Source organism: Duganella sp. Dugasp78, from assembly GCF_059491455.1.
In genome coordinates, this window is record NZ_CP168506.1 from 2170823 (window position 1) to 2183199 (window position 12377).

At 65.4% G+C, this 12377-nt stretch carries 10 protein-coding genes; 5 read left to right on the top strand and 5 right to left on the bottom strand.

Features of this window, described 5'->3' with window-relative positions:
- Nucleotides 1-3: 3 nt before the first annotated feature.
- Entirely contained in the window at nt 4-1977 is a 1974-nt protein-coding gene (locus ACEN9O_RS09735; protein ID WP_495617355.1) for a dipeptidyl-peptidase 5, read from the bottom strand.
- 113 nt (nt 1978-2090) lie between these two features.
- Here ACEN9O_RS09735 and hemE point away from each other — a divergent pair, with 113 nt between their 5' ends.
- Nucleotides 2091-3173: a uroporphyrinogen decarboxylase gene (hemE, locus tag ACEN9O_RS09740; RefSeq protein WP_495617356.1), complete on the top strand. Its 1083-nt coding sequence runs from the start codon at nt 2091-2093 to the stop codon at nt 3171-3173.
- Between the two features lie 521 nt (nt 3174-3694).
- Here the strand turns inward: hemE and ACEN9O_RS09745 are convergent.
- Nucleotides 3695-3958 (bottom strand): hypothetical protein, encoded by a 264-nt coding sequence (locus ACEN9O_RS09745; RefSeq protein ID WP_495617357.1) that lies wholly within the window; start codon nt 3956-3958, stop codon nt 3695-3697.
- On the opposite strand from ACEN9O_RS09745, the gene ACEN9O_RS09750 reads away from it, so the two are divergent.
- Complete coding sequence (locus tag ACEN9O_RS09750; protein ID WP_495617358.1) at nt 3957-5990, top strand: primosomal protein N'; 2034 nt, start codon at nt 3957-3959, stop codon at nt 5988-5990. The two genes, ACEN9O_RS09745 and ACEN9O_RS09750, sit on opposite strands and share 2 nt — an antisense overlap.
- A gap of 87 nt (nt 5991-6077) precedes the next feature.
- Here the strand turns inward: ACEN9O_RS09750 and ACEN9O_RS09755 are convergent, their stop codons facing one another.
- On the bottom strand, nt 6078-6968 hold the full coding sequence (locus tag ACEN9O_RS09755) for an ArgP/LysG family DNA-binding transcriptional regulator (RefSeq protein ID WP_495617359.1): 891 nt from the start codon (nt 6966-6968) through the stop codon (nt 6078-6080).
- A gap of 145 nt (nt 6969-7113) precedes the next feature.
- Between ACEN9O_RS09755 and ACEN9O_RS09760 the strand changes: the two genes are divergently transcribed.
- Together ACEN9O_RS09760 and ACEN9O_RS09765 are read left to right on the top strand one after the other, a co-directional pair.
- Nucleotides 7114-8568, top strand: coding sequence for a dihydrolipoyl dehydrogenase (locus tag ACEN9O_RS09760; RefSeq protein ID WP_495617360.1), 1455 nt, complete (start codon nt 7114-7116; stop codon nt 8566-8568).
- A 77-nt stretch (nt 8569-8645) separates the two neighbouring features.
- Nucleotides 8646-9782, top strand: coding sequence for an HD-GYP domain-containing protein (locus ACEN9O_RS09765; RefSeq protein WP_495617361.1), 1137 nt, complete (start codon nt 8646-8648; stop codon nt 9780-9782).
- Nucleotide 9783: 1 nt separating this feature from the next.
- On the opposite strand, the gene ACEN9O_RS09770 is transcribed toward ACEN9O_RS09765, so the two are convergent.
- Nucleotides 9784-10266, bottom strand: coding sequence for an SRPBCC family protein (locus tag ACEN9O_RS09770; RefSeq protein ID WP_495617362.1), 483 nt, complete (start codon nt 10264-10266; stop codon nt 9784-9786).
- Between the two features lie 82 nt (nt 10267-10348).
- On the bottom strand, nt 10349-11257 hold the full coding sequence (locus tag ACEN9O_RS09775) for a LysR family transcriptional regulator (RefSeq protein ID WP_495617363.1): 909 nt from the start codon (nt 11255-11257) through the stop codon (nt 10349-10351).
- Nucleotides 11258-11359: 102 nt separating this feature from the next.
- On the opposite strand from ACEN9O_RS09775, the gene ACEN9O_RS09780 reads away from it, so the two are divergent.
- On the top strand, nt 11360-12352 hold the full coding sequence (locus ACEN9O_RS09780) for a zinc-binding alcohol dehydrogenase family protein (protein ID WP_495617364.1): 993 nt from the start codon (nt 11360-11362) through the stop codon (nt 12350-12352).
- Nucleotides 12353-12377: the final 25 nt, after the last annotated feature.

The following is a 12377-nucleotide window of genomic DNA, read 5'->3' on the forward strand; positions in this document are numbered from 1 at the left end:
GGGTCAGTCTTTCAGGTTATCGATGTGTACCGGCGGCGTGGCCGCCGGATCGTGCAGGCCGAACATCCGTTGGTAGAAGTACAGCTCCGCCTCCAGCGTGCGGACGATGTTCTCGCCCTTGCGGAAGCCGTGGCCTTCGCCCTCCAGCGGCAGGTAGGCCACCGGCACGCCGCGCGCTTTCAGCGCGTCGACCATCATCTCCGATTGTTGCGGCGGCACGACCTTGTCGTCCAGGCCCTGGAAGAAGATCATCGGGCGCGCCAGCTTGTCGGTGTGGTTGATCGGCGAGCGCGCCTGGTACAGCGCCTCGGCCTGCGGCTGCGGCGCGATCAGGTATTCGTTGTAGTGCGACTCGAACTTGTGCGAGTCCTGGTCCAGCCCTTTGAGGTCGGAGACGCCGTAGTAGCTGGCGCCGACCTTGAACACATTGTGGAAGGTCAGCGCGCACAGCGTGGTCAGGCCGCCGGCGCTGCCGCCACGGATGATCAGGCGCTCGCCGTCGGCCAGGCCGCGCTCGACCAGCGCCTGTGCACCGGCCACGCAGTCCTCGACATCGACGATGCCCCACTGGCCCTTGAGCAGGTCGCGGTAGGCGCGGCCGAAGCCGGTGCTGCCGCCGTAGTTCACATCGAGCACGCCGAAGCCGCGGCTGGTCCAGTACTGGGTCTTCAGGTTCAGGGTGTTGACGGTCATGCCGGTCGGGCCGCCGTGGCTGATGACGATCACCGGCGGCTTGCTGCCTTCAGGCGCCGTCGCATCGCGGTTGCGCGGCGGGTAGAAGAAGGCGTGCGAGGTGCGGCCGTTGGCGCTGGCGTAGCTGATGCTGGTGGGGATGGACAGGTAGTCTTCGTCCGGCAGTTCTTCGATGGACTGCGCCAGGATCTCCACGCCCTCCTCGGTGAAGTCGATGCGCGCCAGTTCCATCGGGATGGCCGGGCCGCCGGCCAGCATGGCGATGTAGCCCTGGGCCACGCGCAGTTCGCGGATTTCCTCGTAGGGATTGGCGATGGCTTCCAGCTTGCCGCTGCCGGGCAGCAGGCGCGCCAGGCGGCTCACGCCCTTGTCGATGTAGGTGCAGATGATTTCGGCGGCCGAGCGGAAGCCGTACATCGAGTTCCCGAAGGTCCAGTGCGGCGAGGCGAATTCCGCCTCCATCGGGCACAGGCCCTCGGTGCGCTGGCGGTCGCGGCACAGGCGGTACAGGTTCCACCAGCCGCTGCGGTCGGAGACGAAGTGCAGCAGACCGTCCGGCGACCATTCGGGCTGGCAGATGGATTCCTCGGCACCGCCGGCGATGCGTACCGGCGCGGCCAGCAAGCCGTCGTCGCCGATGTCGGCCAGCCACAGGGTGGTGCCCTGCCACGGCATGCGCGGATGGTCCCAGCTCAGCCAGGCCAGCGAGCGGCCATCCGGCGACAGGCGCGGCGACGAGTAGAAGTCGGCGCCTTGCGCCAGCACGGTCTCGCCGCCGTCGGCGTCGATGGCGCAGATGGTGTTGGCCGGCTGCGCATGCGGATCGTCGCCATGCAGCTCGCGCACGCCGATCAGGCGCCCGCGCGCGCGGTCGACCACGAAGTCGGCGAAACGCTGTTTGCCGGCCCTGGTCAGCGCCACGGGAGCCGCGCCATCGTCGGCTACATCAAGTTTGTAGACCACGTTGTCGGCAAAATGCGAAAAATAGATGGTATCGCCGTCCACCGTATAGGCGCCGCCGCCGTATTCGTGTACGCGGCTGCGCACATTGAAGGGGGCCGGCGTCAGTTCGCCGGTGGTCACGCCGTGGTGGCGCAGCAGGGTGTTGCGGCCCGCTTCGGCCGCGCGGCCGGCCAGCCAGAAGATATCGCTGCCATCGGCGCCGCCCAGCATCAGCGTGGACAGGGGCGTGGCGCCGGCGGCCACGCGCGCGGCGCTGATGGTCGATGGCCAGGCGCCGTAGGGCGCGGTGATGGTGCTCGTTGGCGATTCAGCGGATGTCATGGCGTCTCCAAAGTCGGGTGCTACGCATGATAGTGAATGAACGGACTATCATCCAGCAAAAAAATCCGCGCAGGATGCGATAATAGTCCTTTGACCGATTTCGATTGCCTTTCATGCCACAATTTGCCCCGCTCCAGAATGACACCTTCTTGCGCGCGTTGTTGCGCCAGCCGACCGACCATACGCCGGTGTGGCTGATGCGCCAGGCGGGGCGCTACCTGCCGGAATACCGCGCCACGCGCCAGAAGGCCGGCTCCTTCATGGGCCTGGCCACCAATCCGGACTACGCGACCGAAGTCACCCTGCAGCCGCTGGACCGCTTCCCGCTGGACGCGGCCATCCTGTTCTCGGACATCCTGACGGTGCCGGACGCGATGGGCCTGGGCCTGTACTTTGTCGAAGGCGAAGGTCCGAAATTTGAGCGTCCGCTGAAAACCGAGGCCGACGTGCTGGCCCTGCGCGCGCCGGAACTGGGCTCGCTGGATTATGTGTTCAAGGCCGTGACCCAGATCCGCACCGAACTGAACGGCCGCGTGCCGCTGATCGGCTTCTCCGGCAGCCCGTGGACGCTGGCCTGCTACATGGTCGAGGGCCAGGGCTCGCGCGAGTTCCACACCATCAAGACCATGCTGTACAACCGCCCGGATTTGATGCATCACATCCTGAGCATCAACGCCAAGGCCGTGGCCGAATACCTGAACGCCCAGATCGACGCCGGCGCCCAGGCGGTGATGGTGTTCGACTCGTGGGGCGGCGCGCTGGCCGACGGTGCCTACCAGGAGTTCTCGCTGAAATACATGCAGCAGGTGGTTTCCCTGCTGAAACGCGACAAGGATGGCGTCAAGATCCCGGCCATCGTCTTCACCAAGGGCGGCGGCCACTGGATCGAGCAGATCGCCGACATCGGCGCCGACGCGGTCGGCCTGGACTGGACCGTCAACCTGACCCAGGCGCGCAAGCTGGTCGGCCACAAGGTCGGCCTGCAGGGCAACCTGGACCCGGCCATCCTGTTCGCCAGTCCGGACCAGATCCGTGCCGAAGTCCACAAGGTGCTCGACGCCTATGGCAAGCCAAGCGACGGCAATGGCCACGTGTTCAACCTGGGCCACGGCATCTCCCAGTTCACCCCGCCGGAGAACGTCGCCGCCATGGTCGAAGCTGTTCACAGCTACAGCAAGGCGCAGCGCGCGTCCTGATGTAATGTCCGAACAGAGGGCACGTTTCCCCGGAGGCGTGCCCTTTTTCATTGGTGCTTACGGCTGAGTAAAACCGACTTATGCACAATTTTTTTTACTGCGGAAATATTAGGCAGCGCTTTTTTCCTAGCCCTTGAGGGCCTCGCAAGTCATTGATTATTCAGCATAAAATTTGTGGTTGAAGAGGCAATAGATGGCAAGTCGTAAACCTTGACCGCCCACTGAAACTAGTTTATTTCCCCATTGTCCACAAAGTTATCCACAAAAACTGTGGATAAAAAATAAAAGTACTTAGTAAACCGTGACTTAGCCATAATGTTGCTGTTTTGCCTGAGGTTTATGTTGCGTTGCACGATTTTTGAGCAAAGTTTAGGCTGTGATAACGAAGTTATGAACCGACAAACCTTATGCATAAGGTATGTTTGACGCGCTCCACCGGCCTCAGCCTATTGTGCTTTGCAATATCGGTGGATAAGTTCTAAAAAATGCTTGATTTCGTAAAAAAAAGCATCCTAAATACTTCACTTATGCACAGCGGCAGAGAAAAAACATGTTTTTTTCCTTCCCTCGGGAGCATTTTTCAAGTGATTGATTTTAAAGAGAAATAATTTTGAATTTTTGCCCGGTTTACGACGATGCCAAGCCTGAAGTCTATGCTTTCCGGGGATTAAGATTCCTTTGTCCACAAAGTTATCCACAAAAACTGTGGATACTTCAAAGCGCCTCAATGGGGGCGGTATTTGCGCCCAATTGCCGCAAGAATTTTCTACTGTGACGGGATCCATGCAGGGCCTTTTCCACCATTGCATCCTTCAGATTGCGCTCGACACGCCGCTGAACGCGATTTTCGACTACCGCTGGCATTGCGACGCGGCGGAGCAGCCGCAGGCCGGCCAACTGGCGCTGGTGCCGTTCGGCCGCCGCGAGGTGATGGGCTTGATCGTTGGTGTGGCGGCCGAGACCGATGTGCCAGCCGACAAGCTGAAGGACGCGCTGGCCGTGCGCAGCCAGCTGGGGCCGTTGTCGCCGCAGTGGCTGGCGCTGGCCGGCTTTGCCGCCGACTATTACCAGCGTCCGCTGGGCGAGGTGGCGCTGCCTGGTCTGCCGAAGAACCTGCGCGTGCTGACCACGGTGGCGCTGGACCGGGCGCTGAAGAAGCTGGCCAAGCTGGACGCGCCGCATGACGGCACGCCGTTGAACATGCCGCAGCTCAATCCATCGCAGCAGGAGGCGGCGGACGCCATCGGCGGCGCCGCCGGTTTTAAACCCACGCTGCTGTACGGCGTCACCGGCAGCGGCAAGACCGAGGTCTACCTGCAATCCTGCGCGCAGGTGCTGGAACGCGAGCCGGACGCGCAGATCCTGATCCTGGTGCCGGAAATTAACCTGACACCCCAGCTGGAAGGCAATATCCGCGCGCGCTTCCCCGGCGTGATGCTGGCGACCTTGCACAGCAGCCTGTCCGAGGGCGAGCGCATGCTGCACTGGCTGGCTGCGCACCAGGGCAAGGCGCGCATCGTGCTGGGCACGCGGCTGGCGATCCTGGCCTCGCTGCCGAATCTGAAGCTGATCGTCATCGACGAGGAGCACGATCCCTCGTACAAGCAGCAGGAAGGCCTGCGTTACTCGGCGCGCGACCTGGCCGTGTGGCGCGCCTGGCAGCTGGGCATCCCTATCGTGCTGGGTTCGGCCACGCCGTCGCTGGAGAGCTGGCACCACGCCCAGTCCGGCCGCTACCGCAAGCTGGAGCTGCGCGAGCGGGCCGTCAAGAACGCCGTGCTGCCGCAAGTGAAGCTGCTGGATATGGAGCGCGACAAGCCCAAGGACGGGCTGACGTCGCATCTGATCGCGGCCATCAAACAGCGCATGGAACGGGGCGAGCAGTCGCTGCTGTTCCTGAACCGGCGCGGCTATGCGCCGGTGATCTGCTGCGAATCCTGCGGCTGGATCAGCGAATGCACGCGCTGTACCTCGTTCATGGTGCTGCACCGCCCCGAGCATCGGCTGCGCTGCCACCATTGCAGCCTGGAGATGCGCATCCCGCGCCATTGCCCGACCTGCGGCAATGTCGACCTGCAACCGCTAGGGCGCGGCACGCAACGCGTGGAGGAAGGCTTGCAGGCCATGTTCCCGGAAGCGCGGGTGCTGCGCATCGACGCCGATTCCACCCGCAAGAAGGGCAGCGCGCAGGCGGCCTTCGATACGGTGCACCGGGGCGAGGTCGATATCCTGATCGGCACGCAGATGGTGGCCAAGGGGCACGATTTTAAGAAGCTGACCCTGGTCGGCATCTTGAATCCGGATACGGCGCTGTTTTCGCAGGACTACCGCGCCAGCGAGCGCCTGTTCGCGCAGCTGATGCAGGTGGCGGGCCGCGCCGGCCGCGCCGCCCAGACCGAAGGCGGCAGCGTCAGCGAGGTGCTGATCCAGACCCGCTATCCGCAGCATCCGCTGTACGGCGCGGTGGTGAACCACGATTACGACCACTTCGCCTCGGCCTTGCTGGAGGAGCGCGAGCAGGCCGCCTTGCCGCCCTATCTGTTCCAGGCGCTGCTGCGGGCCGAGGCGCCGGAGCTGGCCACGGCCATCGAATTCCTCACCATCGCCCGCGATTGCGTCGAGCATCCGGGCATCACGATCAACGATCCGATTCCGATGAGCATGACGCGGGTGCACAACGTCGACCGCGCGCAGCTGCTGGTGGAGTCGGCGTCGAGGCCCATGCTGCAAGCGTTCCTGAGAGAGTGGCTACTTACTCTTCGGGAAATGAAGAGCCGCGTGAAATGGTCGCTGGAAGTCGATCCGCTGGATATTTGAGTTACCCCGTCATTCCCGCGCAGGCGGGAATCCATACTGAGCGTCCAAGCATGCGGTCTATGGATTCCCGCCTACGCGGGAATGACGCTACAGCAGGAAGCGTTGGGCGGTGGCGACGATCTGCTCGGTCAGCGCACGGGTGAACGGCGTGTCGAGGTTCCACGCGTGCCAGTTCAGCGCCACGTCGATGTGGTGGCCGGGCGCCAGGTCGACCAGGCGCTCGCTGGCCAGCGCGCCGGACACCTGAATCAGCGGCATCAGGCCGTACGCCAGGCTGCCGTAGATGCACTCCGCGGTGGCGGCCGACTGCGGCATGGTGTGGTGCGGATACGGGCCGTTCAGCTCCAGCACGGTGCGCAGGAAGCCGCTCATCATGTCCTGGTCGCTCACCACGGCGGGCGCCAGCCGCGCCGCGTCCAGCGAGAAACCGTCGCCGAACCAGTGGCCGGCAAACGCCGGCGTGGCCACGCACACGTAGCGCATCTTGCCCAGCGGCGTGACCTCCGGCCCGTTGGCGTGCTGGTCCGGATGCTCCTGGGCCACGGCGATGCTGCCGAACACGCTGCCTTCCTGCACCAGATGCAGCGCCATCCGCTGGTCCGCCAGTTGCACCTTCAGCTGGCAGCGCGGCGGCGACAGCAGGGGCTGCAAACTCATGGGGAACCAGGTCGCCAGGCTGGCCGCATCGACCGCCAGCGCAATCTCCGGCATGCTCACTTTGTGACCCAGATCAATATCGAGCGCCGCCTCCATCAGCCGGACGTTGCGGTGGTGCGACACCAGCCGCTGGCCGAGCCCGGTCGGCACGGCCGGCTGGCCGCGCACGATCAGCAGGCGGCCGGCGGCGTCCTCCAGTGCCTTGATGCGTTGCGAAACGGCGGATTGGCTGATGCCCAGCGCCAGGGCGGCCTTTTCGAAGCTGCCCTGGCTGGCAACGGCGTCCAGCACGGCCAGTGCGCGGTAGTCGAGTGATCCCATAAGCTGGACTTATAAAAATTGGAAACGATAAGCGATACTAATACTCTTTTGCTTTTAAGTAAAACTCGATCACATCTTATCGTGCGCGGGAAGCTTGCCTTTTGGCCGGATATGCCGGCCGGTCAAACGGTGTAGACTCTGAAAAATGAAAACGCTACGCACTGAAGTCGCCGTCATCGGCGCCGGTACCGCCGGCATGACCGCCTACCGCGCCGCCACCGCCGGCGGCAAGAAAACCCTGTTGATCGAATCCAACGTCTACGGCACCACCTGCGCCCGCGTGGGCTGCATGCCGAGCAAACTGCTGATCGCGGCGGCCGAGGCGGCGCACGCGCTGCAGGCGGCGCCGGCCTTCGGCGTGCATCCGGGCGCAGTGCGCATCGACGGCAAGGCGGTGATGGCGCGCGTGCGCAGCGAACGGGACCGGTTTGTCGGCTTTGTCGTCGAGAGCGTCGACGGTTATCCGGCCGAGGACAAGCTCCACGGCCACGCCCGCTTCCTCAGCGCCACCCAGCTGCAAATCGACGAGCACACGCTGGTCGAGGCCGAGCGCTTCGTCATCGCCACCGGTTCGACGCCGGTGGTGCCGGACGAGTGGCGTGCGGCCGGTCCGCGCGTGATCACCAGCGACGACGTGTTTTACTGGGACGACCTGCCGGCCTCGGTCGCCGTGGCCGGCACCGGCGTCATCGGCCTGGAGCTGGGCCAGGCGCTGGCGCGGCTGGGCGTGCGCGTGACCGTGTTCGGCCGCGGCGGCAGCGTTGCCCAGCTCAGCGATCCGGACGTGCTGGACGTGGCGCGCCGCGCCATGGCCGACGAGCTCGACGTGCGCTTCAAAACCAAGGTGGTGCGTGTGGTGCAGGAAGCCGACGGTCTGGCCGTCACCAGCGAGGATGCCGACGGTGCGCAGCGCACCGAGCAGTTCAGCTATCTGCTGTCGGCAATCGGCCGGCGGCCGAATGTGCACAAGCTGGGCCTGGAAAACACCGGGCTGCACCGCGACCATCACGGCATACCGCTGTATGACAAGCAAACGATGCAGTGCAAGGGAGCGCAAAGCGCCCCCGCCATCTTCATCGCCGGCGACGCCGACAACGAACGGCCGCAGCTGCCGGAAGCGGCCGACCAGGGCCGCATCGCCGGCGACAACGCGGCGCGCTACTCGGCCGTGCAGCCGGGCCTGCGCCGCACGCCGCTGACCATCGCCTTCACCGAGCCGCAGATCGCGACCCTGGGCGCCAGTTACGAGGACTTGTGCGCGTCGTATGCCGGCCGTTTCGCCGTCGGCAAGGTGTCGTTTGAAAACCAGGGCCGCAGCCGCGTGATGTTGCAAAACAAGGGCATGCTGCGCGTGTACGCCGAGTACACCACCGGCCGCTTCCTGGGCGCCGAGATGATAGGCCCCCGTGCCGAGCACGTCGGCCATCTGCTGTCCTGGGCCTGCCAGGTCGGGCTGACCGTCAGCGCCATGCTGGACATGCCCTTCTATCATCCGGTGGTGGAGGAAGGCGTGCGCACCGCGCTGCGCGACCTGGCGCACCAGCTGGCCAACGCCCCGGCGCACGACTGCGCCTGCATCGATTGCACACCGGCGCCCTAGTACCAAAATACAACAATCTCACACATTCTCACCGAAACACCGTATGCTGCTGGCTCGATGGTTTTTTATCAACGGCAATGAAAATACGGAAAGTCACGGCAGCCGATCTGAAACTGGGCATGCTGATCCCGTGGAACGTGTATGGCGAGAACGGCGCCCTGCTGGTTCGCAAAGGTCATATGATCGCCAGCGCCAACCAGATCGACTATCTGGTGGAGCGCGGCTCGTTCGAGGACCACAGCGGGCAGCATGAACCGGCCCGCGAGCCGGATTCGGCGCTGCGCAAGCTCAACGCCGCCAGCCTGGAACTGCACGCGCTGCTGCAAGCGGTGTCGCGGCGCGCCGCGCCGCCCGACCTGCGGCGCCGCCTGGAGGACGTGGCGTTGCTGGTCACCGATGCCGTTGCCGTCAATGCCGACGTTGCCGCCGCCACCATCCTGCACAACCAGCGCGCCGCGCCCTACGTCGTGCGTCATTGCGTCGATACCGCCGTCGTCGCGCAGTTGCTGGCGAAGGCAAAGCAGCTCTCGCCGGAAGAGGCCGCGAGCCTGACGCTGGCCGCGCTGACCATGAACGTCGCCATGCTGGACCAGCACCAGCGCCTGCAGGACAGCCGCCTCGAACTGAGCGCCGCCGACCGCGCCGTGGTGCACGCCCATCCCGAAGCCGGCGTGCAATTGCTGCGGCTGGCCGGCATCGCCGACCAGGCCTGGCTGGACTGCATCCTGCATCACCACGAAAACGAAGACGGCAGCGGTTATCCGCTGCGCAAGGCAGGCGCGCAGATCCCGCCGCTGGCGCGCCTGCTGGCGCTGGCCGACCGCTATTGCGCCCGTGTGGCCGAGCGCGCCTGGCGCAAGACCATGACCCCGCATGCCGCCCTGCGCGACCTGCTGCTGGAATCGAACGTGACGGTGGACGCCAACCTGGCCGCGCTGCTGATACGCGAGCTGGGCATTTATCCCATCGGTACCTATGTGCGGCTGATCAACGGCGAGATCGGCGTGGTGTCGCGCCGCGGCCTGCAATCGACCACGCCGCATGTGGAATCGGTGATCGGCCCGCGCGGCGCGCCGCTGGAGGTGTTCCTGCAACGCGACACGCGCGCCGAGCTGCACGGCATCCGCGAGGTGCTGAGCCATGCGCAGCTTGCCGCGCTGCAGGCGCCGCCGCTGCGCATGGAGCAGGTCTGGGGCCGCAGCGCCGCCGTCTAGATCAGTTCAGCAGCGCGTCCAGCCGGCCTTGCTGCGCCAGGTCGCGCAGCACGCGGATGGTGTCGATATCCGACTCCTGGTAGGCGGAGCGGCGGAAATCGTCGTACATCGCATTGGCGGCGTCGGTCGCCGCGTCGTGGCCGTCGTCGTACTGGAAGCGCACGTACAGCGCATCGGCGCTCGGCGTTTCGATGGTCATCGTCAGGCTGGACTGGCTGATGTCCTGCTGCGCCGCCACCTCGTAGCGCACCTGGCGCATCGGTTCCAGCACCACGCGGTCTTCGATGACCAGCTTGCCGTAGCGCAGGCGGCGGCGGAAGCCGTTCTCGGCGCGCTCGTCGATGATGCACTCGTCCAGGTGCGGCACAAACAGCTTCGGCGATTCGGCGCGCAGCACCAGGCCGCTCCACAGCTGCTTGAGGCTCAGCGCATCGATCAGCGGATTCAGCGGGTCATTAATTTCTATCAAGTGTTCGAATTTCATAAGGCAACCATGTTGAGAGCAGGCGCGCATGCGCCTCATCCCCGCATGGTAACGCAAATGACAGCATCGCTACTGCGCCCGCTCAGGCGATGCCCTCGTCCCAGTAGGGTTCCGGCCCGAAGCGCCGGCTGAAGAAGTCGATGAAGGCCTGGCTCTTGGGCGGCAGGAAACGGCGGTTCAGGTAGACGGCGGAAATCACCGAATCGGTGGTCTGGTAGCCCGGCAACACCCGCACCAGGGCGCCGCTGCGCAGCTGGTCCGCCACCAGCCAGGTCGACGACAGGCTGATGCCCAGCCCGGCGATGGCGGCGTCGCGCAGCGCCTCGCCGTTGTCGCTGCGGAAGCGGCCGCCCACACGCACCAGCAGCTCGCTGCCGTCGCGCTCGCGCAGCCGCCACGGGTTCATCGTCTGCAGCACCAGGCACTCGTGCTGCAACAGGTCGGACGGCTGCTGCGGCACGCCGCGCCGGCGCAGGTAGCCGGGCGCGGCGCACAACACCAGCTTGCTTGGCGCCAGCGGCCGCGCCACCAGCGCCGAATCGCGCAGCGGACCGATGCGGATGGCGACGTCGATGCCGTCCGCCGCCAGGTCGTGGGGGCTGTCGGACAGGCGCAGGTCCAGCTGCACGCCGGGGTGCTCCTCCAGGAACTGCGCCACCGCCGGCACGATGTACAGCCGCCCGAACGTCACCGAGGCCGCCACCCGCAGCAGGCCCTGCGCCTGCGCGTTGCCGTGGCCGACCGCGGCCGAGGCCTGTTCGGCCGCGTCCAGCAGCGCCACCGCGCGTTCCAGGAACACTTCGCCGTCCTGCGTCACGGTGATCTGGCGCGTGGTCCGGTGCAGCAGGCGCGCGCCCAGCTGCTTTTCCAGCTGCGCCATGCGGGCGCTGGAGGCGGCCGGCGACAAGCCGAACTCGCGCCCGGCGGCGGACAGGTTGCGGGTCGCGCATACCCGCACAAACAGCGCCACGTCGGTCAGGTCCAGAGCCATTTTATTGTTTTGATGAAGAATGATTTCATCATTATGCCAATTATCAAAGTAAATGCGGCGATTCATACTGCGTCCATCAAAACTTTTTATCCGGAGCAAACCATGAAAGCCATCGCTGTCACCAACACCGTCCTGCAAGATGTGGAAATTGCCGTGCCTGTCGCCACCGGCCATGATCTGCTGGTCAAGATCGCAGCCATCTCCGTCAACCCGGTCGATACCAAGGTGCGCGCCGGCGAAGCGGCCGACGCCGCCCCGCGCGTGCTGGGCTGGGACGCGGCCGGCATCGTTACCGCCGTCGGCCCGGACGTGACCCTGTTCAAGGTGGGCGACGCGGTCTACTACGCCGGTAGCATCATCCGCCCCGGCGCCAACAGCGAATTCCACCTGGTCGACGAGCGCATCGTCGGCCGCAAGCCGGCCAGCCTGGACTTCGAGCATGCCGCCGCCCTGCCGCTGACCTCGATCACGGCGTGGGAAGCGCTGTTCGACCGCCTGGCGGTCCGCCGCGACGGCGCCGACGCCGGCAAGCGCGTGCTGGTGATCGGTGGCGCCGGCGGCGTCGGCTCGATCGCGATCCAGCTGGCCAAGCAGTTGGCCGGCCTGACGGTGATCGCCACCGCCTCGCGCCCCGAATCGGCCAAGTGGGTGCGCGAGCTGGGCGCCGACCACGTGATCGACCACAACGGCGACATGGCGGCGCAACTGCTGGCGCTGGAGATCGCCAGCGTCGACTACGTGCTGTGCCTGAGCGACACCGATCCGCATTTCGACGCCATCGCGCAGGTGGTGGCGCCGCAGGGCAAGGTGGTCAGCATCGTCCACAACACCGCGCCGCTGGACATGGGCAAGCTGTTTGCCAAGAGCGTGAGCTGGGTGTGGGAAATGATGTTCACCCGCTCGATGTTCGGTACGCCGGACATGATCGAGCAGCACAAGCTGCTGGACGAGGTGGCCGCGCTGATCGACGCCGGCCAGCTGAAGACCACGCTGGGCGAGGTGTACGGCAAGATCAGCGCCGCCAACCTGCGCCGCGCGCACGAGGCGCTGCAAAGCCGCCGCACCATCGGCAAGATCGTGTTGTCGGGCTTTTAAACCCGGTCATTCCCGCGCAGGCGGG